Source organism: Rhodoferax sp. GW822-FHT02D07 (genome assembly GCF_058802405.1).
Window position 1 is genome coordinate 83,541 of sequence record NZ_JBXAOD010000010.1, and the last position, 21,889, is coordinate 105,429.

The window sequence follows — 21,889 nt, forward strand, 5'->3', positions numbered from 1 at the left end:
AGAGGATGAAGGGCTATTTGCCGCCGGGCCGTCCCAAGGCAAATTAGCCCCCTTTGGGGGGCAGCGACCCGCGCAGCGGTGGAGCGTGGGGGCAGCGAACTCTAATGCAGCTCCATCAGGCCGGAGGCCTTGCAGTCGTACATGCCACGGTCGGCCGTGTCCAGGAGTTCATCCAGGTCGGTGCCGTGGCGGGGGAAGAGGCCAAAGCCCACACTGGCGCCCACGCTGACACGGCCTGAGCCCGGTAGTTCGATGGGTTCGGACACCGCTGCAATCAGCTTGCGGCCGACGTGGACCAGTTCGTCGGGGTCTTCAAAGGACTCGATGAGCAACACGAATTCGTCGCCCCCAATGCGCGCCACGGTGTCCGAGGCGCGCACCGTGCTCAGAAGGCGCAATGCCACTGCGCGCAGCACCATGTCACCGGCAGCGTGGCCATAGGTGTCGTTGATGGTCTTGAAGCCGTCGAGATCCACCATCAGCAAGGCAAACGGCACTTTTTTACGTTTGGACCGCTCCAGCGTGAGCTGAAAGCGGTCGGCCAGCAGCAGGCGGTTGGCCAGACCGGTCAGGCTGTCCGTGAAGGCCTGGCCCTTGAGCTGCTGGGTATTGCGTTCCAGGGTGGCGATTTCGCGCTGCAAAGCTGCTTGCTGGCGTAGCGCCTTGCGCAGCCGCAGGCCCAGGTGAACCAGCGCCAGCGCCAGGGGCAGCAGCGCCAGGTAAGGAGACACGGCCAAGCACGCCGCGGCGGCCAGCAAGGCCAATGCCTCCAATTGGAAATGGGTAAGCAAAGACTTCATCTGCTGTCCATTCTGCGGTGGCTATCTAGGGTTTGTACTAGGTAATTTGTTACCAAACATGTCGCTCCGCCAAGCCACAGCCCATGCGGTAAGCTGCTTGCATGAAAGCCAAAGTCCCGTCTTCCGGCGCCGCAGCCCGCGCGCCCCGTCCCCGTTCCGCCCAAAGCCACGAGATTCGCATCATTGGCGGGCAGTGGAAGCGCACCAAGCTCAAGGTGGCCGACAAGCCCGGCCTGCGTCCCACGCCCGATCGCGTGCGCGAAACCGTCTTCAACTGGCTGGGCCAGGACTTGTCAGGCCTGCGCTGCCTGGACGCCTTTGCCGGTACCGGTGCCCTGGGCTTTGAGGCCGCCTCACGCGGCGCCCAGGAAGTGCTGCTGGTGGAGCAGGACGGCGTGCTGGTCGATCAGCTCAAGAAGACACAAGCGCAGCTGCAGGCCACCGCCGTGCACGTGGTGCGCGGTGACGGGGTGTCGGCCATCCGCCAGGCCGCCCCTGCCAGCCTGGATGTGATCTTCATCGACCCGCCGTTCGACGCGCCGCTGTTTGAACCCGCGCTCGGCGCCTGCGCCCGTGCCCTGGCCCCGGATGGCTGGGTCTACCTGGAAGCGCCCACGGCCTACACCGACGCGCTGTTGACTGCGGTGGGCCTCAGCGTGCACCGGCATCTCAAGGCCGGCATGGTACACGCCCACCTGCTCAAGCACAGCGCCGCATAATTTCCGCATTCCTGTCTGGAGCGCCCATGTCCCACCCCGTGATCGCCGTGTTCCCCGGCACTTTCGACCCCATCACCCTCGGCCACCAGGACCTGATCCGCCGATCGGCTGGCCTGTTTGGCACCGTCATCGTGGCAGTGGCCGTCGCCCACCACAAGAAGACCCTGTTCACCCTGGACGAACGCCTGGCGTTGGTGCGTGAGGTGTTTGCGCCGCTCCCCAATGTGCAGGTGGAGAGCTTTACCGGGCTGGTGCGCGACTTTGCCGTGGCACGTGGCGCGCGCGCCATGGTGCGTGGCGTACGTTCGGTTACCGACTTTGACTACGAAGCCCAGCTCGCCGGCATGAACCGGGCACTCGCCCCCGACGTGGAGACGGTCATCCTCACGCCGGATTCGCGTTATCAGTTCATCTCGAGTACGCTGGTACGCGAGATCGCCACGCTCAAGGGAGATGTTGCCCAGTTCGTGGCGCCCGTGGTCCATGCCCGCCTGATGGACAAATTAGCCACCTGACACCCCAAGGAGGTCGCCATGAAAGTTCTGTTGCCAGTGGATGGTTCGGAGTTGTCCATGGAGGCCGTGCGTGTGGCCCTGCGCATGCGCCAGCAGGGCCTGCACCTGACGGTCGTGCTGGCCAATGTGCAGGAGCCCGCCAGCCTCTACGAGATGCTGGTGGCCCACGACCCGGAGGTCATCGACAACGTGAGCGCCGAAGCCGGTCTGGACGCGCTGGAGCCCGCGCGCAAGCTGCTGGATGCAGCAGGCGTGGACTACGAGTGCGAGGTGGCCAAGGGCGACCCGGCCCACACGCTGATCGACATCTGTGAGCGCTTTGGTTGCGAGATGGTGGTGATGGGTGCGCGAGGCACCAGCACCCTGCGCAGCGCGATGCTGGGCTCGGTCTCCAACGAGGTGCTGCACGCCAGTGCAGTGCCTGTAGTCATCGTCAAACCCCCACAGGACGAAGAGGTATCCTGACCCTGCGGCGATAATTGCGGCCATGGAGCGTGAATTGCCGTGGCACTGCTGATTACCGACGAATGCATCAACTGTGATGTGTGCGAGCCCGAGTGCCCGAACGAGGCGATTTACATGGGCGAGAAGATCTACGAGATCGACCCGCACAAGTGCACGGAATGTGTGGGCCACTTTGACGAGCCGCAGTGCGTGCAGGTTTGCCCCGTGGCCTGCATTCCGGTGAACCCGGAGTTTGTGGAAGACCGCGAAACCCTGTTCCAGAAATACCGCCGCCTGCAGGCGCAAGGCCCTGCCGATCCGGCGCCAGTTCAGCCCCAGACCACAGTCTGAGCTGGCTACCGCGCCTTACTTCTTCTTCGGCTCCGCCGTGTTTTTGGCGGTGAAGTACTCAGGCTCCTTGCCCTTCTTCTTTTTGGCAGCCGCGTCCTCTTTCTTGGACGCCTTCTCTGCCTTGGTTTGCGGCTTGGCCGCTTTGCTGGATGCCTCTGCCTGGGCCTCGTCTTTCAGCCGTGCTTTTTCCAGCTGCCGGGCCTGGGTGGCTTCTTCGCGCGCCACCTTGTCAGCGGCTGCCTTCTGGGCTGGGGTACGTGCGTCGTCCGCTTGGATGGACACGCCGTCCGGGCAGGGCACCTGGCTATAGCTGGCTCCGCATTTATAGATTTTTTGGGCGCTAGCCCCCGTAGATAGTGCGCAAGCAGCTATGAAAATGAGAGCATTCCGGCTGGGCAGGGGCATGGCTTATTCCGTTGGCAGTACAGGTGCTGGGCCGGCATCGGGCGCCGGGGCGGGGCGAGGGGGCTTGGGACGCGGCGGCTTGCTAGTGTGGACCAGCATGGTGGCCTTGTCCATCTCACCAGCCAGCAGGTGGGGCAGGGCTTTGAGCGAGCGGTCTATGCACTGGTCAATGGCGATGCGGTGGTCCGACGATGGTTTCTTGAGCACCCAGTTCGCCACTTCGGATTTCACGCCCGGGTGGCCCACGCCCAGGCGCAGGCGCCAGTAATCCCCGCTGCCCAGCTGGGCGTGGATGTCGCGCAGACCGTTGTGGCCGGCATGGCCGCCACCAAACTTGAGCTTCACCTCGCCGGGAACTATGTCGAGCTCGTCATGGGCCACCAGAATTTCCTGGGGCTGGATCTTGAAGAAACGCGCCAGCGCACCGACCGACTTGCCGGATACGTTCATGAAGGTCTGTGGCTCCAGCAGCCAGACGGTCTGGCCCTGCGCCGTGGTGCGCGCCATGAGGCCGTGGTAACTGCGATCCATGGCGAGGTTTACCTTGAGCTCACGCGCCAGGGCATCGACCCACCAGAAACCCGCGTTGTGGCGGGTGGCCTCGTACTCGGGGCCCGGGTTGCCCAGGCCAACAAACAGTTTGATCATCGGGAAAATTATCGCGTACAAAAAAGCGCCGCAGAAACGACAAGGGCCCACCGAAGTGGGCCCTTGTGTGTGCGTCAGCGCAGGGAAGAATTACTTCTTGCCCTTGCCTTTGCCCTTGGCGTCAGCAGCGGGCGCAGCGGGAGCCGCCACGATTTCTTCCACCACCGGGGCCACCACGGCCACGATCACGGGGTTGGGCTTGCCATGGGTCACGGCAGTCACACCCTTGGGCAGAGCCAGGTCAGCCAGGTGCAGGGACTTGCCCTTGACCAGACCGGACAGGTCCACATTGATGAACTCGGGCAGGTCGGCGGGCAGGCAGGCCACTTCCAGTTCGGTGATCACGTGGTTCACCAGGCAGGCGTCGGCCTTCACGGCGGGAGAGTTCTCTTCACCGCTGAAGTGCAGGGGGACCTTCATGCTCAGGCGGGTGTTGGCTTCCACGCGTTGGAAGTCGATGTGCAGCACCAGTTGCTTGTAGGGGTGCATTTGCACGTTGCGCAGCAGAACCTTGCTTTCCTTGCCGGCCAGTTCCATGTCCAGGATGGACGAGTGGAAGGCTTCCTTCTTCAGGGCGTGCCACAGTGCATTGTGGTCCAGCTCAACCAGTGCGGGTTCGGAAGAACCACCATAAACGATGCCGGGGGTACGGCCGGTAACGCGGAGACGGCGGCTCGCACCCGTGCCCTGCTTAGCGCGCTCAAAAGCGACAAATTTCATAACTCACTCCAGTAAGAGTCCACCGCGACCAGTGTGACTCCGGTTTTAAAAGACGCCAGTCAACCCCGTGGTCGTTGGCGTCGGCTTTTTGCCCCGATCAGATTTGATCCGAGAACAAACTCATGACCGACTCACCCTTGGCAATGCGCTGGATCGTGTCGGCGATCAGCGGTGCCACGGTGAGTTGGCGAATCTTGGTGCATTGGGCAGCCGCAGCGCTCAGCGGGATGGTGTTGGTCACCACCACTTCGTCCAGCGCATCGCCACCAGCAATACGCTCAATGGCCGGGCCCGAGAAGATGGGGTGCGTGCAATAGGCATACACCTTCTTGGCGCCACGGGCCTTCAATACCTCGGCAGCTTTTACCAGTGTGCCGGCGGTGTCGATCATGTCGTCCATGATCACGCAGTTGCGGCCTTCGATTTCACCGATGACGTGCATCACTTCGGACACATTGGCCTTGGGACGGCGCTTGTCGATGATGGCCAGGTCGCAACCGAGTTGCTTGGCCAGCGCACGGGCACGCACCACACCGCCGACGTCGGGCGACACGACGATCAGGTCTTCGTAATTCTTCTGGCGCAGATCGCCTAGCAGTACGGGGGACGCATAAATGTTGTCCACCGGAATGTCGAAGAAGCCCTGGATCTGGTCCGCGTGCAGGTCCATGGTCAGCACGCGGGACACACCAGCGGTCTGCAGCATGTTGGCTACCACCTTGGCGGTGATGGGCACGCGGGTGGAACGCGGGCGACGGTCCTGGCGGGCGTAGCCGAAATAGGGGATGACGGCGCTGATGCGTTCGGCCGAGGCGCGCTTGAGGGCGTCGACCATGATCAGCAGTTCCATCAGGTTGTCATTGGTGGGCGCACAAGTGCTCTGCACCACAAACACATCACGTGCACGCACGTTCTGGTTGATCTCGACCGTGACTTCACCATCCGAGAAGCGCCCGACTGCCGCCGCGCCGAGGGAAATGCCCAAGTGCTTGGCGATGTCGGCGGCCATGCCAGGATTGGCATTGCCAGTGAAAACCATGAAATCAGGGGGGGTGAAAGCCTGCATGTGGAATCCAGCGAAGAGAATTTGGGTTTACGTCGTCACTATGCGCATGCTGAAGCGGGACCGGCCCGAACAGCAATTTGGCAGGGGAAGAAGGATTCGAACCTTCGCATGCTGGAATCAAAATCCAGTGCCTTAACCAACTTGGCGACTCCCCTACACAGGTTGACAGCACAACGTGCTGCCCACCGCTAAACCTTCATTTGGCTGTCGCTGGTTGCCCACCCCAACAAAGGATGAACTTCCAAACCGCTGCACAACTTGACTTGAAATGCGCTTGGCACATTTCCCACATCGATGTCGTGCTGCAAGTGCGCAAAAACCGCACTTCCAGAGCCTGTCATCCGTCCTTCCAATCCCTTGTCATCAAGCCATTGCAGCGCTTGATTCACACCAGGGCAGAGCTTCTGGGCGACAGCTTGCAAGTCGTTTCGGCCGTACCGCCAAGGTTTGCCGAAAGTATCTGCAGCGAAGCCATAGATTGTAGCGCACTCTGAGTCGCGTTTCAACTCGGGATCAGAAAAAATCAATTTTGTGTCCAGGCCGGCGTCGGGTTTGACCACGACCCAGCGTGCTGCAGGCAGATCGATGGGGCTGATTTTTTCGCCAATGCCCTCGACCCAGCCATGCCGTCCACTGAGAAAGAAAGGAACATCGGCGCCCAAGGTCAGGCCGATGGCGGAGAGCTGTTGCACGGTGAGCCCGGTCTTCCAGAGGCGGTTGAGTGCCAATAGTGTGGAGGCCGCATCCGAAGAACCACCGCCCATGCCTGCTTGTGCGGGCACAGATTTGAGCACACCGATATGTGCGCCCAAGGCGCAGCCTGTGGCCTGTTGCAGGGCTCGCGCCGCACGGACCGTGAGGTCTTCGGCCGGCAGGGGCATGTTCAGGTCTTCGCGGGAGATTTGCCCGTCGTGGCGCAGCGAGAAGTGCAGGGTGTCGCACCAGTCGATCAGCATGAAGACTGATTGCAGCAGGTGGTAGCCATCGGCGCGCCGCCCTGTGATGTGCAAGAACAGATTGAGTTTGGCGGGGGCGGGAATGTCGTAAAGCGACTGCATGGCCCGGATTATCGGGGCTGCCCCGCGGGGTTCAGCGTTCCAGCAGGATGCGCAGCTCGACGGCCGGGGCGGTGTCGGCCTGGCGGCGCGCCTGCAGGCGGCCTTCGGGCAATTGCTTCAGCTCCACGTCCCAGCCTAGGGCGGGGGTGGGGGTGCCGTGCAGCCAGTCAAACAGCGCGGCCACTGGCAAGGCGGTGCCCGTGGCCTGCAGGGCCAGATCGTCCAGGGAGGCAAAGTCGCGCACCTCGCTGCCCTGGCGCAGCTGGGCCAGGCCAGGGGCCCATTGCATCTGCGCCACGGTGGTGCCCAGCGGGGACAGCAGGGTCAGGCGGCCCGCGTCGCCCTGGCCGTCCAGTTCAAAGCTGGAGGCAAAGCTCTGGGGCGGCGTAGCGAGTACCTTGATGGCGATGCGGCCTTGCCAGTGATTTTCGGCATCATTTGTGCCTCTAGCCCCCATGGATGTTGCGCAAGCAGCTAGCAAAAGTGTAGCAAGCAGAAGACCGGCACGCAGGCCGGCGGTGACCAGACGCTGCATTACAGGGCCGCGCCCAGGCGGCGCACGGTTTCCTGCAGGGTGTCGTTGTCCTTGTCTTCGCTCAGGGCCTTGCGCCACAGCATGGTGGCCTGGTCGCGCTGGCCCAGCTTCCAGAGCACTTCGCCCAGGTGGGCAGCGATTTCGGCGTCTTGGCGGTTGGCGTAGGCCTGTTCCAGCAGGCGGCGAGCTTCCTGCAGGTTGCCGCTGCGGTATTCCACCCAGGCCATGCTGTCGACAATGAAGGGGTCGTTGGGCGCGAACTCCAGGGCCTTGGTAATGAGTTGGCGGGCCTCGGGCAGGCGCATATTGCGATCGGCCAGCGAGTAGCCCAGCGCGTTGTAGGCATGGTGGTAGTCGGGCTGCTCGGCAATCACCTTGCGCAGCAGCTGCTCCATTTCACCGAGCTTGCCCAGCTTCTCGGCCAGCATGGCGAGGTCATAGGTGATGCCCATGTCCTTGGGGAAGCGCTTGGCGTTCTCCTGCAGCAGGGTGTAGGCGGCCTGGTACTGCTTGAAGTCACGCAGCAACTGGGCTTCGGTGCTGACCTTGGCGCGCGCGTCATCGGCCTGGGTTTCGGGGGTGGCGCGGATCAGGGCACGGGCCTCGTCCATCTTGCCCTGGCGCGCCAGCAGGGTGGCACGGCGGGACTGCACGCGCAGCGCATCCTGCGGGCTGTGGATGCGGGCCAGGTAGGCGCCGGCTTCGTCCGGGCGCTGGGTCTGTTCTGCAATCTGCGACAGCAGCAGCAAGGCCTGTACCAGACCGCGGCCGGGTTCTGTTTCGTCGGTAGCGTTCTCTTGGGGGGCTGCGAGTTGCAGGTATTGCTTGAGCGAGGCCTCGGCCTCGGCCAGCTTTTTCTCCTGGAACTCCAGCGAGCCCTTGATCAGCCAGCCGTCGGCAAAGGCTGGAGCCTGCTGCGTCAGCGTGCGCATTTGCGCCAGCGCTTCGGCGTAGCGGGTGCCGTCGATCAGTCGGCGGGCGTAGGCCATGCGCAGCTCGGGCATGGGTTTACCGTTCAGGTACTTCAGCAGCAATGGCTCGACCTGAGCGCCTTTGGCTTCCATCAGGTTGAGCGCGAGGATGGCCACTTCGTCGGCCTGCGGGTCCAGCGCCGCGCCACGGCGTGCGGCTTCCAGGGCGCTGTCCGCATTGCCGCTGCCCAGGCGCAACATGCCCACGGCAGACCACGCGGCGGGGCCGGTGAGCGCGTTGCCCAGATCAGGTGCCAGGGCCAGCTCCACCTGCTGGGCGGCCAGGGCCTTGTCGGTGACGCGGGCAAAGTAGCGCGGCAGCAGGCTGATGGTGGCGATGCGCTCCTTGCCGGTGACGCCAGCGAGTTCACGCTTGAGCGGGTCCAGCGTGTCGCTGACCCGGTTCAGGCCGATCAGGATTTGCAGCACATAGCGGTTGGCTTCCCTAGAGCTGGGCACGCTCCGCTGCCAGGCGCGGGCTGCGTCCAGCGCCGCGTCGGCGCTGCGGGCGCGCAGGGCCAGTTCCACGACGCGTTCAAACAGCTTTTCTGAGCCTGTTTTGCGTGCGGCATCCAGCATGCGCACATAGGCGGTGGCCGGGTCGCCGTTGGTGGCGCTGAGCTCCCCTAGTAACAATTGGTAAAAGAGCTCGCTGTTGAGTTCCGAGTTTTGTACCGGGCCGCCCTCGGTGTCCTGCGCGTGGGCCAGTGGCCCGAGACCCAAACAGGCCGCCAGAATGCTGAGGGAAACGAGGTGCTTGGATCGGTTCATCGGACCATAATAATCCAACCCGAATTGCCAGAAGGTCCCATGCCGGAATTGCCCGAAGTTGAAGTCACCCGTTTGAGCTTTGCGGACCGGATCTCCGGCGGCCAGGTGCAGGCCGTGCATCTGGGCAAGCCGCTGCGCTGGCCGCTGGGTTGCGCCCCGGACCAACTGGTGGGGCGGCAGGTGCAGCAGGTGCGCCGTCGCGGCAAATACCTCTTGCTCGACATGGACCCGGGCCTATTGCTGGTGCACCTGGGCATGTCGGGCAGCGTGGCCTTTGGCGGCCGCATGCCGCCGCCCGGCACGCACGACCACTTTGACTTGGTGACGACGCGCGGGACGCTTCGCCTGAACGACCCGCGCCGTTTTGGCGCCGTGGTGTTCGCTGCCAGCGAGGCCGACCCCGTGGCACAGAAACTGCTGGCGCATCTAGGCGTGGAGCCGCTGGGAGATGGCTTTGATTTGCCAGCCTTCCAGCTGGCCATGGCGCAGCGCAAAGGGCCTATCAAGCAGGTGCTGCTGGCGGGCGAGGTGGTGGTGGGTGTGGGCAATATCTACGCGTCGGAAGCACTGTTCCTGGCGGGCATACGCCCGACGACGGCGTCCAACAAGGTTAGCAAGCCCCGTTTGGCGCGGCTGCACGGGGCGATCCGCGATGTGTTGGCGCGTGCCGTCCAAAAGGGCGGCAGTACCCTGCGGGACTTTTCCAATGCCAAAGGGGAAAGCGGGTACTTTCAGCTGGAGGCCATGGTGTATGGCCGCGAGGGCGAGCCATGCCGGGTTTGCGGCGGGCTGATACGGGGCATACGGCAGGGGCAGCGCTCCACGTTTTTCTGTCCCACTTGCCAGAAACCCTGAGCGGGTGCGCAGGGGGGCGGTGCTATATTGAATGATTGCACGGGGGATTCTTGGCTACTTCATTTAACGAACAGTTTGACCAGCACGGTACGTGGCGGCGCGAGTTTGCGCTGCGCCTGAAGCTGCTGGGCGAGTGGATGAAAGACCACGACCTGCTGGACGCCGGAGTGGAAGAGCGCCTGCGCCGCCTGGAAGGCCAGGTCCGCTCCGACAAGGTGATGGTCGCCTTTGTGGCTGAGTTCTCGCGTGGCAAGTCCGAGATGATCAACGCCCTGTTCTTCGCAGGGTATGGCCGGCGCATCATGCCGGCCAGTGCGGGCCGCACCACCATGTGCCCGACCGAGATGGGCTACGACGCCGATGTGCCGCCCTGCCTGCGCCTGCTGCCGATCGAAACCCGCTTGCAGCCGCAAGCGCTGATGGAATGGCGCATGGCGCCCGAGAAATGGATCCGCATCGACCTGGATGTGAACAACCCCCAGCAGCTGGCCAAGGCGCTGGAGAAGGTGGCCGAGACACGCAAGGTGACGCAGGACGAAGCCCGCGCCCTGGGCTTCTGGCACAACCAGGCGCCTGAAGACAACCCCATGGTCGACGCGCAGGGCATGGTCGAAGTGCCCAAGTGGCGCCATGCCCTCATCAACATCGCCCACCCGCTGCTCAAGCAGGGCTTGGTGATTCTGGATACGCCGGGGCTCAACGCCATTGGTGCCGAACCCGAGCTGACCGTGAGCCTGATTCCGCAGGCGCATGCGGTGGTGTTCATGCTGGGCGCTGACACGGGTGTGACCAAGTCCGACCTGTCGATCTGGCGCGAACACCTGATCACCGAGTCCACCGACCCCGATGCACGCCTGGTGGTGCTCAACAAGATCGACACGCTGTGGGATGCGCTGAGCACGCCTGCGCAGATCCAGACCCAGATTGAGCGTCAGAAGGCCAGCACCGCCGACATCCTGGGCCTGCCCAAGGACAAGGTGATTGCCGTATCCGCCCAGAAGGGCCTGGTGGCCAAGGTCACCGAAGACGACGAATTGCTCAAGCGCAGCTGCCTGCCCGTGCTGGAAGATGTGCTGGGTCGCGGCATGATGGGCAAGCGCCAGAAGATTTTGGGCGCCGCCATGGCCAGCAATATTGTGGATCTGCGTGCCGAGAGCGGCCGCGTGATCAACATCCGAAAGCGCGACCTGACCGAGCAGATGATGGAGCTCAAGGGCTTGCAGGGCAAGAACGCCACCGTCATCAAGCACATGCGCAACCGCATCTCGCAGGAGCAGGCCGAGTTCGACCAGGGTGGCGCCAAGATCCATGCGGTGCGTTCGGTGCACCTCAAGCTGCTGCGCGAGGTGTTTGGCATTCTGGGCTCCAGCGCGCTCAAGAAAGAGATGGCGCAGCTGACCGATACCTTGATGCAAAAGGGCCTGAAGCTGGGGGTGAAGCGCGCCTACGGCGAGACCTTCGACCGCCTGCGTGCCAATCTGCAAAAAGTGCAGGGCTTGTGCACTGAAATCCAGAGCATGCTGGTAGCCAGCTTCAAGCTGCTCAATGGCGAATATGGCTTCTCCTTGCAGGTGCCTGCCGAGCCGGACATGGCCCGGTTTGTGGCCGAACTTGACACCATCGAGCGCAACCACCTGCAGTACCTGGGCGTGGGCAATGCCTTCAAGCTGGCCCAGCCCGAGTTCTCGGACCGGTTGGTGCGCGCCCTGTCCACCCGCTTGCGCTCCGTGCACGAGAACGCACTGGGCGAGGTGGAGCTGTGGAGCAAATCTGCTGCAGCCCAGCTCGACGCCCAGTTGCGCGAACGCCGCCGCAACTTTGCGCGCCGTATCGAGGCGATCGACCGCATCTCGCAGGCCGCGGGTGGATTGGACGACCGCATTGGCGAGATCAGTGCGCAGGAGTCTGCGCTGGACCAGCTTGACAGCAAGCTCTCCGAACTCACCGCCTACCTGATTGCCGCACAGGACGCAGCCACGCTGATGTCTGTCGCGGCCGCCACCCCACCGGTGGACGTGGTCATCGCCTGAGCGTGGCCGCGCAGGACTTTGCCGCCCGGGTGGTGGCCTGGCAGCGCGAGCACGGGCGCAACACGCTGCCTTGGCAAAACACGCAGGACCCCTACCGTGTCTGGCTCTCGGAAATCATGCTGCAGCAGACGCAGGTGGTTACTGTCATGGGCTATTTCGACCGCTTTCTGGCGCGTTGCCCCACGGTGGCCGACTTGGCCGCTGCAAGCAGCGAAGAGGTCATGGGCCTGTGGAGCGGGCTGGGTTACTACAGCCGCGCGCGCAATCTGCACGCCTGCGCACAGCGGGTGGTAGCGGACCATGGCGGCCAGTTTCCGCGCGATGCGGCCACGCTGGCCACACTGCCCGGCATAGGCCGCTCCACTGCGGCGGCCATTGCATCGTTGTGCTTTGGCGAGCGGGTGGCGATTCTGGATGCGAATGTGAAACGCGTGCTGACCCGCGTGCTGGGTTTTGACGCGGACCTAGCGTCTTCCGCCAACGAGAAGAAGCTATGGGATGCGGCGACCGGTTTGCTGCCGGCAGGTAAGGGCGCCGCGCAGGCCATGCCGCGCTACACGCAGGGCATGATGGACTTGGGCGCCACCGTATGCAGCCCCAAGAAGCCGAGCTGCCTGCTGTGTCCGGTGCACAGCCACTGCGTGGCTGCCAGGGCGGGCGATGCCGAGCGTTACCCGGTGCGTACCCGCAAGCTCAAGCGCAGCAGCCAGAGCCTGTGGCTGCTGTGGGTGCGCCGCGAAGATGGCGCGGTCTGGCTGGCCCAGCGGCCTACGCCCGGCGTGTGGGCAGGGCTGCAGTGCTTTCCGCTGTTTGAGAGTGAAGAGGCTTTGCGTGCGGCGCTGCCACCGGCGCAAACCAAGGCGCTGGAGTTTTTGCCAACCTTCACCCACGTCCTCACGCACAAAGACCTGTTTATGCACATAGCCCGCGTGGACAGTGCGCAAGCAGCTATGGATTTAGGAGCGGGTGCCTGGTTCTCGCCCGCAGAGTGGAGCGCCGCTGGCTTGCCTGCGCCGGTGCGCAAGCTGCTGGAAGGTTAAGTGAGGTTTCAGCGTAGGGCCGCCCCAAGCTGAAACGCCCCCTGAGGGGGCAGCGACCCGCATAGCGGCGGAGCGTGGGGGCTCTATTCCCTTGCGTCCATCTCGCGGTGGCGCTTGAGCGTCACCCAGGCACCGCTGAAGTGGCGGGCCAGTTGTTCCACCAGATAGACCGAGCGGTGTTGCCCACCCGTGCAGCCGATGGCGACGGTGACATAGCTGCGGTGGTCATGGGCCAGGGCCTGCAGCCAGTGTTCCAGAAAGTCGGTGATGTGCTGCTGCATGCGCAGCACTTCGTCCTGCGCTTTCAGGAAGCTGATGACGGGTTGGTCGCGGCCCGTCAGTGCCTTGAGCTCGGGGTCGTAGTGCGGGTTGGGCAGCATGCGCACATCGAACACATAGTCCGCATCGGTGGGCACGCCGCGCTTGAAGGCGAAGGACTGGAACACCAGCGTGAGCTGCCCGCCGGGCGCGGCGATCAGCGTCTTGACGTAGCCCTGCAGCTGCGAGGGGCGGATGATGCTGGAGTCAATGACGTGGGCCTGCTCGCGCAGGTCGGCCAGCAGCTCGCGTTCCAGCTCAATGGCGTCCATCAGCGCGCGGCGTTCGTCCTGCGCGCCGGGCAGGCTGCTGTGCTGCGAGAGCGGGTGCTTGCGGCGTGTCTCGGAGTAGCGACGAACCAGGGTGTCGGTGCTGGCGTCCAGAAACAGGGGTTTGACCACCACGCCCAGCGCGCGCACTGCGGCCAGCTGCTGCGGCACCAGCGGCAGGGAGGTGGCGCTGCGCACGTCCATGGCAATCGCCACGCGCGGCGCGTTGTGTTTCTTCTCCAGTTCCACAAAATCCAGCAGCAGCTCGGGCGGCAGGTTGTCCACGCAGTAGAAGCCCGCATCTTCCAGCGCGTTGAGCGCCACCGATTTGCCGGAGCCGGACATGCCGGTAATGAGCACGATCTCCATCACGCGCCCGCCTGCAGCATTTCCTTGGCATGGGCCAGGGTGGTGCTGGAGAGTTTTTCGCCGCCCAGCATGCGGGCAATCTCGCCCACGCGCTGCTCGCCAGCAACGGGGGCCACGGTGCTTAGCGTGGCTTTGCCCTGCAGTGTCTTGGAGACCACGAGGTGGTGGTCCGCACAGGCTGCCACTTGGGGCAGGTGGGTGACGGCCAGCACCTGGCGGTCGGTACCCAACTGCTGCATGAGGCGGCCCACGGTCTCGGCCACCGCGCCGCCCACACCCGAATCCACCTCATCAAAGATCAGCGTTTGTGCGGTGCCCAGCTGGCTGGTGGTGACGGCAATGGCCAGCGCCATGCGCGAGAGCTCGCCACCCGAAGCCACCTTGCCCACGGGGCGCGGACTGCTGCCGGCGTGGCCGGCGGCGAGAAACTGCACATCTTCCAGCCCGCTTTGCTGGGGCTGGGCCAGGGGCTCCAGTGCCACCTCGAAGCGGCCGCCCTGCATGCCCAGGCCTTGCATGGCCTGGGTGATGCTTTGCGCCAGCAGAGGCGCGGCCTTGGTGCGCTGTTTGGAGATGCTTTTGGCCTCGGCCAGCCAGGCGGTTTGGGCCTTGCGCTCGGCGGCCTGCAGACCGTCCAGATCAGCCGCGGCATCCAGCTGGGCCAGCTCGTCTTTCCAGCTGGCCCAGAGTTCGGGCAGATCTTCGGGACTGCGCTTGTAGCGGCGCGCCAGACTCACCCAGAGCGACAGGCGCTCGTCCAACTCGGCCAGGCGTTCGGGGTCCAGCTCGGTGCGGCGGGCGTAGCTGCGCAGGGTGTGCACGGCGTCTTCGATCTGCGCGATGCTGGAGTTCAACGCCTCCAGCGGGTCCTTGAATTCGGGCTCCAGCGCGGCCTGGGCCTGCAGCAGCTGCAGCGCCGCGTGCAAGGGGTTCAGCGCATTGCCGTCTTCATCTTCGAGCAGGTTCACTGCACCTTGCGCAGCGTCCAGCAGGGCCTGGCCGTTGGAGAGGCGGCTGTGGCTGGTGTTGAGCTCGTCCCACTCCTGTGGCTGGGGGCTGAGCTTGTCCACTTCGCCAATCTGCCAGGCCAGGCGTTCGCGTTCGCGCTGCAGCGAATCCTGCGCTTGTTGGGCTTTTTCCAGCGCGGCTTGGGCCTGGCGCCAGGTGGTCCACAGCTGGGTCAGCGTGGCGGTGTTGACCTTGGCATAGGCATCCAGCAGGCCGCGCACGGCCTCGGGCCGGGTCAGGCTTTGCCAGGCGTGCTGGCCGTGGATGTCGAGCAACTGTTCGCCAATGGCGCGCAGTTGCTGGGCGGTGGCGGGGCTGCCGTTGACCCAGGCGCGGCTTTTGCCTTGCGTGTCCACGGTGCGGCGCAATAGCAAGGTGTCGCCAGCTTCAAAGCCAGCCTCGTCCAATATTGCTTGCACACCGGGGGCGGAGTCGAATTCGGCAGACACATCGGTGCGCGCCGCGCCTTCGCGGATCACGCCGGTGTCGGCGCGCGCGCCGGTGACCAGTTGCAAGGCGTCGATGAGGATGGACTTGCCAGCCCCGGTTTCACCCGTCAGCACCGAGAAGCCGGACTCCAGGTCCAGCTCCAGCTCGCTGACGATTACAAAATCTCGCAGAACAATGCGTTTGAGTGCCATATCTCGCTACAGGTCGTGTCACGGTGGCCGTGTCAGGCCACACCCTCATTCCAGTGCATCTTCTGGCGCAGGGTGTCGAAGTAGTTCCAGCCCTTGGGGTGCAAGAAGCGCACCTGGTGTTCGGAGCGCGTCACCTCGATGCGGTCGCCGTGCATCAGGCTGGCCAGGCTCTGCATGTCGAAATTCGCACTGGCATCGCGGCCCGCTACGATTTCGATAGCGACTTGCGCAGTATTGGGGATGGTGATGGGCCGATTGGACAAGGTATGCGGCGCAATGGGTACCATCACCCAGCCGGGGATGGAGGGGTGCATCAGCGGGCCGCCCGCCGACAGCGAGTAGGCGGTGGAACCCGTGGGCGTGGCGATGATGAGGCCGTCAGCACGCTGGTTGGCCACAAAGTGGCCGTCCACCTCCACGCGTAACTCCACCATGCCGGAGGTGGCGCCGCGGTTGACCACCACATCGTTCATGGCCAGGGCCGAGAACACGCAGTGCCCGTCACGCATCACGCGCGCCTGGATGAGGCTACGGTCATCCAGTTCAAACTGGCCCGCCAGCATGGGCGCCAGCGTGGTCTTGTACTGCTCGAAGCGGATGTCGGTAATGAACCCCAGGCGCCCCTGGTTGATGCCGATGAGCGGCACCTTGTACTGCGCGAGCTGGCGGCCAATGCCCAGCATGGTGCCGTCGCCACCCACCACCAGGGCCAGGTCGCAGCTGGCGCCAATGCCGGCCACATCCATGGTGGTGTAGCCAGTGAGCTCGGTGTTGGCCGCGGTGGCGGCTTCAATGACCACTTCGCAGCCTTGGGCCATAAGGAAGTGGGCAATTTCGTCCAGCGATTCGCGCGAAGACGCACCGGCCGCCCGGGCGCCCGTGGTCTGGTATTTGCCAATGACGGCAACCTGTCGGAATTTGGACAACATGCGCAAATTAGACACTAAATAGGTTACTAAAATGGCCGCATGCTCGATGATCGTTCCAAGTTGTTGATGAAGGCGCTGGTGGAGCGCTATATCGCCGACGGACAGCCCGTGGGCAGCCGCACGCTGTCCAAAGCCTCGGGCCTGGAACTCTCGCCCGCCACCATCCGCAACGTCATGTCGGACTTGGAGGAGCTGGGCCTCATCGTCAGCCCCCATACCTCGGCCGGGCGCGTGCCCACGGCGCGCGGCTACCGCCTGTTTGTGGACACCATGCTCACCGTGCAGCCCGGCCATGCACAGGGCGGCCAGTTTCCCTCGCACAGCTTGGCGCCGGACCAGCCGCAAAAAGTCATCTCCAACGCGGCCAACCTGCTCTCCAGCCTGTCGCAGTTCGTGGGCGTGGTCATTGCGCCGCGCCGCAGCTCGGCCTTCCGCCACATCGAGTTCCTGCGCCTGTCTGAAAAGCGCCTTTTGGTCATCATCGTCTCGCCCGATGGCGACGTGCAGAACCGCGTCATCTATACCGAGGCTGACTATTCCCAGAGCCAGCTCACCGAGACGGCCAACTTCCTCAACAGCAACTACATGGGGCTGGAGATCGAACAGGTGCGCGCGCGCCTGCAGAACGAGGTGGAAAGCCTGCGCGGAGAAATTGTCGCCCTGATGCAGGCGGCGGTCAAGGTCAGCTCCGAAGCCATCAGCGAAACCCAGGACGAGGTGGTGATCTCGGGCGAGCGCAACCTGCTCTCCGTGACCGATTTCTCCAGCGACATGGGCCACCTGCGTCGCGCCTTTGAGCTGTTCGAGCAAAAGGCCCAGCTCATGCGCCTGCTGGACGTGACCGGCCAGGCCGAGGGCGTGCGCATCTTCATTGGCGGCGAGAGCCAGGTCGTGCCTTTTGAAGACCTGTCCATCGTCAGCAGCCCCTACGAGGTGGACGGCAAGGTGGTGGGCACCCTGGGTGTCATCGGCCCCACGCGCATGGCCTATGACCGCATGATCCAGATCGTGGACATCACGTCCAAGCTGGTGAGCAACGCGCTGAGCCACAACAAGTAGTCGTTGGTTCCCAGAGCGGGGTACATGCGCTATAACTTGCGCAGCATGTCTTCCTCCCGTTTTTCATTCCTGTTACGCACCGTTGTAGGCCTGTTTGCCGCCTGCGTGATGGGAATGGTGCAGGCCAGGGAACTGCTGGTGGTGGGAGCCACGTTTGCGCGGATTTTTGAACGCACCGACGCGGGCGAGTTTGTCGGTTTGGGGGCGGAGCTGGCGCGCAGCATTGCGCGGCAGCAGGGGCTGGACATCAAGTTCGGCCTCTACCCTTGGGCCCGGGCGCAGGACATGGTGGCCAAGGGGGCTGCGGACGTGCTGGTGGGGCCCTACAAAACGCCAGCGCGGGAAGCGCTGTTTGCGTTTGCCGAAACGCCGTTTTATCAAGACAACATGGTGTTCTACAAACTGGCAGCGTCCAAGGCCAGTTGGGACGGTACCTACGCCTCGCTCAAAGGGAAACGCCTGGTGGCGGTATTGGGCTGGGCCTATGGCCAGCCGTTCGACCAGGAACGTGCCAGCCTGGGTGTGACCAATGCCAGCACGGTGGAGAGCGGCTTGTCCATGCTGCTGAACGACCGCATGGACTTCTTTGTGGCCAACGAGCGCAACACCATGGCGGGCATGGCCGCACTGGGGAAGCAGGATGCCTTTGCCAGGGTGTCCCCGATGATTGGCACCGAGGTGGGTTACTTCGCATTTGGCAAGGGCGCGGACCATGATGCGATTCGTCAGGCCTTCAATGCGGGCATGGGTCGGCTGATCGCTTCCGGCGAATACCTGGCCTTGGCTAGGCGCCACAGCATCACGGTGCCTGCGGTGCTGGCTGGCAAGCAAGGTACAAAACCCACCGCTGCACCTCCAGCGACGCGCTGAGCCGCAAGCAAGAGGCCGCCGCGACGCCTATACAATCTCGCCTTCGGTCGGGGCGTTAGCTCAGTTGGTTAGAGCAGAGGACTCATAATCCTTTGGTCGCGGGTTCAAGTCCCTCACGCCCTACCAATTGAATACCTATACAAAGGCCCATCGCTTCCAAGGCGATGGGCCTTTTTGTTGCCGATTCGTTACCGTTGGGACATTCAACGTCCGGGCTTGTTGAGCTTGGAGCCCGACGCTGCAGGGTGGTGTTCCACAAACAGCGTGGTCACGCCCACCATCAAGGCGTGGGCCCGGGCCTCCGCCTGGTGGGCGCACAGGGCCTGCATGAGTTCGGAGCGCAGGTACCAGAGTTCGGTGATGTCCTTGGCGTAGGTGATCCTGAACTCCAGGTGGAAGTCGGCGTTGGGGCAGTAGGCGCGCAGCACCTGGAGCATCGTGATGCGAATGCGTTCGAGAGCTTCCTCTTGGGTCTCGACGGACTCAGGCCCCACGAAGTTCCAAAAACTGTTTTTGATGCGCATGTGGTCAGCGGGCTGCCGCGGTGCCAGTGGCCGCGGTGGTGGTGTGTGATCCCATCTCCGCAGTGTGCCCCTTGCGCACCAACTGAGCCTGACAAAACACGCGTTTGGCAAAGCACTGTGTCAGCAATTACAAAGCGTTACTGCGGAAAACCGCACACTCTGGCCCAGGCGGGCGTGCAGTGCAGAAATAGAATGGTTTGCATCGGGTTTACCCTTTGCACAAGGACGTTCCACCATGAAGGCGCTTCGCGTTGTCGGTCTTATCTTCGCTGCCATCCTCGCACTGCTGGTGCTTGCCGTGGGCGTGCTTTACGCCCTGTTTGACGGCGACAAGATCAAGGCCGAGATCAGCCGCACAGTGCTGGAGCAGAAGCAGCGCACGCTGGTGATTGTGGGCAAGCCGCAGCTCTCGGTCTGGCCCAATGTGGGCATTCAGCTGGACGGCGTGACCCTGTCCGAGCACGCGAGCAAGGACGAGTTTGCGGCGCTGCAGTCCGCGCGGATTTCGGTGGCACTGATGCCGCTGCTGAGCAAGCAGGTGCAGGTGCGTGCCCTGGACATTGAGGGCCTGAAGCTCACGCTGGTGAAGAAGAAAGACGGCTCGCTCAACATTGCCGACCTGCTGGGCCAGCCCGCTGCGCCCGATGCCGGCAAACCCAACGAGCCTGCCAAACCGGCCGAGCCGCTGCAGATCGATGTGGCCGGTGTGCGCATTGCAAATGCGCAGCTCACCTGGCGCGATGAAAAGGCCGGCAGCACAACCACGCTGTCGAACCTGAGCCTGTCGACCGGCGCGGTGCAGGCGGATACGGGCAAGAAGACTGCGGCCGTGGACAAGCTCAGCTTCACTGCCAAGGGGCAGAGCGGCGCCGATGCCTTTGCGCTGACGCTGGACGCGCCCAAGCTGAGCCTGTCGCCCGAGAAGTCGGCTGGCGAGGCCATCACCCTGTCGGCCACGCTGCAGGGCGCGGCCCGCAATGCGACGGTGAACCTGGCGCTGAATGGTGTGGAGGGCAATGCCGATGCGCTCAAGATCGCCAGCCTGGCGCTCAAGCTGGATGCCAAGGCGGGGGACGCGTCGGTGAAGGGGCAATTGAGCTCTCCTGTGGCAGTGAACGTGGCAGGCCAGAGCGTGGCGCTGGCCAAGCTGTCGGGCAGCCTTGATCTGGCCCACCCCAGCATGCCAATGAAGAGCGTGACCCTGCCCATCAACGGCAGCCTGAAGGTGGACGCCCTGCAGCAGACCGCCGCGCTGGAGCTGGCCACGCAGTTTGACGAATCGAAGATCGCCACCAGCGTGAAGGTGGCCAAGTTCGCGCCCCTGGCGCTGGCCTTTGATCTGGACGTGGACAAGCTCAATGTGGACAAGTACCTGCCGCCCAAGCCCGCTGCGGCGGTACCGGCCAAGGAGGCCGCCGCAGGCCAGGAGGCGCCCATCGACCTGAGCGCACTCAAGGGCCACAACGTCAACGGCGCCATCCGCATTGGCGCGCTGCAGGTGTCCAACCTGAAGCTGGAAAAGATCAACGCCAAGCTGGCGCTGGCCGGCGGCAAGCTGGAGGTGGCGCCCCTGTCGCTCAACCTGTACGAGGGCAGCACCAGCGGCAGCCTGTCGGTCAACGCGAATGGCAACGCCGTGGCTATCAAGCAGGCGCTGGTGGGCGTGAGCATCAACCCGCTGATGAAAGACCTGGTGGCCAAGGACCTGTTGGAAGGCAAGGGCAATGTGACGCTGGACCTCAACACCCAGGGCAGTACGGTGACGGCGATGAAGAAGGCGCTGGGCGGCAGCGCATCGCTGGCGCTGAAGGACGGCGCCATCAAGGGCATCAACCTCGCGCAGAGCCTGCGCGACGTGAAAGCCAAGCTGGGCCAGGCCGACAGCACGCAGGCGGCGAATGCCAGCCAGAAGACGGATTTCTCAGAGCTGAGCGCATCCTTCAAGATTGCCAACGGCGTGGCCCGCAATGACGACCTGACCATGAAATCGCCCTTCATCCGCCTGGGCGGTGCGGGCGATGTGAATGTGGGCGCCGGCCAGATGAACTATCTCGCCAAGGCCACGGTAGTGGCCAGCGGCGAAGGGCAGGGCGGCAAGGAGGCCGGCGACCTCAAGGGCCTGACCGTGCCGGTGCGCCTGAGCGGCCCGTTTGAAGCGCTGAGCTACAAGATCGAATGGGGCGCCATGCTGGAAGACGCCACCAAGGCCAAGGTGGAAGAGAAGAAACAGGAGATCAAGGCCAAGGCCGAAGAGGCTGTGAAAGACAAGGCCAAGGACTTGTTCAAGGGCTTGCTGGGCAAGTAAACCCGTCACCGTGGTGCGCAGTTTGCTCCTTTTTCAGGAGCTGCTTGCGAACTATTCACGGGGGCTAGGGCCTATTTCCTCCCACCATTGCGCGAACTGAAGCAAGTTGAGATGGCGGGAGTGAGGTACTTGCAGCAGAGGCCCCGTGTTTGGGCCGCCAGCAGATTCCCTCTCTACCAACGCCAAGTGTGTGCCGGGATCAATACCAACCAGATAGGGTGCGAAATCGTCCACAAAGGCAACGGGCTTGAGGGAATTCAATGCGGAGGCCTTGGGGTTGATTCCGTTTGAAGCCCCTGCGGTGGCCATCACGCGCTGGATGGGAAAACCCAGGGCTTGCAGGTTGCGCATGCGGGCGCCTTGAAACTGGGGCTCCAAGGCGGTGACGCAAACCAGCTCCAGTCCAAGATCGACAAGTACTTCGCAAGCCTCCAGTGCGCCCGGTATGGCAGGGATGCCGCTCCAGAACGTTTCATCGAAGAAGGAATGGAAATGAGCCAATTCCGCTCCTTCCAGTTTGTGTACGGACCATCGATCTGTGGCCCAGTAGGCATCGGGATTGACCAGACGGGGCGTTTCTCCAAAAGCCCGTTCCCATGTTCCCGCGTAGGCCGTGTTGTAGTCCAGCAATACTCCGTCGCAGTCGACGGCCAGAATGGCCATTGCACC

Annotated in this window: 23 protein-coding genes and 2 tRNA genes; 11 read left to right on the forward strand and 14 right to left on the reverse strand. The window is 63.7% G+C overall.

The genetic code is table 11. From position 1 onward, the window contains the following. Nucleotides 1-101: 101 nt before the first annotated feature. Complete coding sequence (locus AC1RNN_RS18960) at nucleotides 102-800, reverse strand: diguanylate cyclase (protein WP_493091201.1); 699 nt, start codon at nucleotides 798-800, stop codon at nucleotides 102-104. A gap of 101 nt (nucleotides 801-901) precedes the next feature. On the opposite strand from AC1RNN_RS18960, the gene rsmD reads away from it, so the two are divergent. The 4 genes from rsmD to AC1RNN_RS18980 are packed head-to-tail and all read left to right on the forward strand — an operon-like array spanning nucleotide 902 to nucleotide 2,829. After that, entirely contained in the window at nucleotides 902-1,519 is a 618-nt protein-coding gene (rsmD, locus tag AC1RNN_RS18965) for a 16S rRNA (guanine(966)-N(2))-methyltransferase RsmD (protein WP_493091203.1), read from the forward strand. 26 nt (nucleotides 1,520-1,545) lie between these two features. Beyond that, nucleotides 1,546-2,034, forward strand: a complete 489-nt coding sequence (gene coaD / locus AC1RNN_RS18970) for a pantetheine-phosphate adenylyltransferase (RefSeq protein ID WP_493091205.1) — start codon at nucleotides 1,546-1,548, stop codon at nucleotides 2,032-2,034. Nucleotides 2,035-2,052: 18 nt separating this feature from the next. Then, on the forward strand, nucleotides 2,053-2,499 hold the full coding sequence (locus AC1RNN_RS18975) for a universal stress protein (RefSeq protein WP_493091207.1): 447 nt from the start codon (nucleotides 2,053-2,055) through the stop codon (nucleotides 2,497-2,499). Nucleotides 2,500-2,538: 39 nt separating this feature from the next. Next, on the forward strand, nucleotides 2,539-2,829 hold the full coding sequence (locus AC1RNN_RS18980) for a YfhL family 4Fe-4S dicluster ferredoxin (protein WP_493091208.1): 291 nt from the start codon (nucleotides 2,539-2,541) through the stop codon (nucleotides 2,827-2,829). A 15-nt stretch (nucleotides 2,830-2,844) separates the two neighbouring features. Here the strand turns inward: AC1RNN_RS18980 and AC1RNN_RS18985 are convergent, their stop codons facing one another. The 8 genes from AC1RNN_RS18985 to AC1RNN_RS19020 form a co-directional block, all read right to left on the reverse strand. Beyond that, nucleotides 2,845-3,111, reverse strand: a complete 267-nt coding sequence (locus AC1RNN_RS18985; protein ID WP_493091209.1) for a hypothetical protein — start codon at nucleotides 3,109-3,111, stop codon at nucleotides 2,845-2,847. A 126-nt stretch (nucleotides 3,112-3,237) separates the two neighbouring features. Beyond that, nucleotides 3,238-3,882, reverse strand: coding sequence for an aminoacyl-tRNA hydrolase (gene pth, locus AC1RNN_RS18990; protein ID WP_493091210.1), 645 nt, complete (start codon nucleotides 3,880-3,882; stop codon nucleotides 3,238-3,240). A gap of 90 nt (nucleotides 3,883-3,972) precedes the next feature. Continuing rightward, nucleotides 3,973-4,602 (reverse strand): 50S ribosomal protein L25/general stress protein Ctc, encoded by a 630-nt coding sequence (locus AC1RNN_RS18995; RefSeq protein WP_493091212.1) that lies wholly within the window; start codon nucleotides 4,600-4,602, stop codon nucleotides 3,973-3,975. Between the two features lie 97 nt (nucleotides 4,603-4,699). Continuing rightward, nucleotides 4,700-5,668, reverse strand: a complete 969-nt coding sequence (locus AC1RNN_RS19000; RefSeq protein WP_493091213.1) for a ribose-phosphate pyrophosphokinase — start codon at nucleotides 5,666-5,668, stop codon at nucleotides 4,700-4,702. Nucleotides 5,669-5,746: 78 nt separating this feature from the next. Continuing rightward, a tRNA-Gln gene (locus AC1RNN_RS19005) sits at nucleotides 5,747-5,823 on the reverse strand. A 33-nt stretch (nucleotides 5,824-5,856) separates the two neighbouring features. Further along, a complete protein-coding gene (gene ispE / locus AC1RNN_RS19010) occupies nucleotides 5,857-6,726 on the reverse strand; it encodes a 4-(cytidine 5'-diphospho)-2-C-methyl-D-erythritol kinase (protein WP_493091214.1) in 870 nt (289 codons plus the stop codon). 31 nt (nucleotides 6,727-6,757) lie between these two features. Further along, nucleotides 6,758-7,183: an outer membrane lipoprotein LolB gene (locus AC1RNN_RS19015; RefSeq protein WP_493091215.1), complete on the reverse strand. Its 426-nt coding sequence runs from the start codon at nucleotides 7,181-7,183 to the stop codon at nucleotides 6,758-6,760. 77 nt (nucleotides 7,184-7,260) lie between these two features. Further along, the gene (locus AC1RNN_RS19020) at nucleotides 7,261-9,003 is read right to left on the reverse strand and encodes a tetratricopeptide repeat protein (RefSeq protein WP_493091217.1); all 1,743 of its coding nucleotides are present in this window, start codon (nucleotides 9,001-9,003) and stop codon (nucleotides 7,261-7,263) included. 39 nt (nucleotides 9,004-9,042) lie between these two features. Between AC1RNN_RS19020 and mutM the strand changes: the two genes are divergently transcribed. The 3 genes from mutM to mutY are packed head-to-tail and all read left to right on the forward strand — an operon-like array spanning nucleotide 9,043 to nucleotide 12,928. After that, on the forward strand, nucleotides 9,043-9,858 hold the full coding sequence (gene mutM, locus AC1RNN_RS19025) for a bifunctional DNA-formamidopyrimidine glycosylase/DNA-(apurinic or apyrimidinic site) lyase (RefSeq protein ID WP_493091219.1): 816 nt from the start codon (nucleotides 9,043-9,045) through the stop codon (nucleotides 9,856-9,858). 50 nt (nucleotides 9,859-9,908) lie between these two features. Next, entirely contained in the window at nucleotides 9,909-11,888 is a 1,980-nt protein-coding gene (locus AC1RNN_RS19030) for a dynamin family protein (RefSeq protein WP_493091221.1), read from the forward strand. Between the two features lie 2 nt (nucleotides 11,889-11,890). Further along, nucleotides 11,891-12,928, forward strand: coding sequence for an A/G-specific adenine glycosylase (gene mutY, locus AC1RNN_RS19035; RefSeq protein ID WP_493091223.1), 1,038 nt, complete (start codon nucleotides 11,891-11,893; stop codon nucleotides 12,926-12,928). A gap of 83 nt (nucleotides 12,929-13,011) precedes the next feature. Here mutY and rapZ read toward each other — a convergent pair whose 3' ends face one another. The 3 genes from rapZ to AC1RNN_RS19050 are packed head-to-tail and all read right to left on the reverse strand — an operon-like array spanning nucleotide 13,012 to nucleotide 16,462. Next, complete coding sequence (gene rapZ / locus AC1RNN_RS19040) at nucleotides 13,012-13,884, reverse strand: RNase adapter RapZ (protein ID WP_493091224.1); 873 nt, start codon at nucleotides 13,882-13,884, stop codon at nucleotides 13,012-13,014. Then, nucleotides 13,884-15,533: a DNA repair protein RecN gene (recN, locus tag AC1RNN_RS19045; protein ID WP_493091226.1), complete on the reverse strand. Its 1,650-nt coding sequence runs from the start codon at nucleotides 15,531-15,533 to the stop codon at nucleotides 13,884-13,886. Before recN ends, rapZ begins: the two co-directional genes overlap by 1 nt. Nucleotides 15,534-15,565: 32 nt before the next feature. Then, entirely contained in the window at nucleotides 15,566-16,462 is an 897-nt protein-coding gene (locus AC1RNN_RS19050) for an NAD kinase (RefSeq protein WP_493091228.1), read from the reverse strand. A 39-nt stretch (nucleotides 16,463-16,501) separates the two neighbouring features. Between AC1RNN_RS19050 and hrcA the strand changes: the two genes are divergently transcribed. The 3 genes from hrcA to AC1RNN_RS19065 all read left to right on the forward strand — a co-directional run bounded on the left by hrcA (nucleotide 16,502) and on the right by AC1RNN_RS19065 (nucleotide 18,517). After that, the gene (gene hrcA / locus AC1RNN_RS19055) at nucleotides 16,502-17,521 is read left to right on the forward strand and encodes a heat-inducible transcriptional repressor HrcA (protein WP_493091229.1); all 1,020 of its coding nucleotides are present in this window, start codon (nucleotides 16,502-16,504) and stop codon (nucleotides 17,519-17,521) included. 45 nt (nucleotides 17,522-17,566) lie between these two features. After that, nucleotides 17,567-18,391, forward strand: a complete 825-nt coding sequence (locus AC1RNN_RS19060) for a substrate-binding periplasmic protein (RefSeq protein WP_493091231.1) — start codon at nucleotides 17,567-17,569, stop codon at nucleotides 18,389-18,391. Between the two features lie 49 nt (nucleotides 18,392-18,440). Further along, a tRNA-Ile gene (locus AC1RNN_RS19065) sits at nucleotides 18,441-18,517 on the forward strand. Nucleotides 18,518-18,594: 77 nt separating this feature from the next. On the opposite strand, the gene AC1RNN_RS19070 is transcribed toward AC1RNN_RS19065, so the two are convergent. Then, on the reverse strand, nucleotides 18,595-18,915 hold the full coding sequence (locus AC1RNN_RS19070) for a hypothetical protein (RefSeq protein ID WP_493091232.1): 321 nt from the start codon (nucleotides 18,913-18,915) through the stop codon (nucleotides 18,595-18,597). A gap of 235 nt (nucleotides 18,916-19,150) precedes the next feature. On the opposite strand from AC1RNN_RS19070, the gene AC1RNN_RS19075 reads away from it, so the two are divergent. Beyond that, nucleotides 19,151-21,220 (forward strand): AsmA family protein, encoded by a 2,070-nt coding sequence (locus tag AC1RNN_RS19075; RefSeq protein WP_493091234.1) that lies wholly within the window; start codon nucleotides 19,151-19,153, stop codon nucleotides 21,218-21,220. Nucleotides 21,221-21,271: 51 nt separating this feature from the next. Here AC1RNN_RS19075 and AC1RNN_RS19080 read toward each other — a convergent pair whose 3' ends face one another. Then, nucleotides 21,272-21,883 (reverse strand): 5' nucleotidase, NT5C type, encoded by a 612-nt coding sequence (locus AC1RNN_RS19080; RefSeq protein WP_493091235.1) that lies wholly within the window; start codon nucleotides 21,881-21,883, stop codon nucleotides 21,272-21,274. Nucleotides 21,884-21,889: the final 6 nt, after the last annotated feature.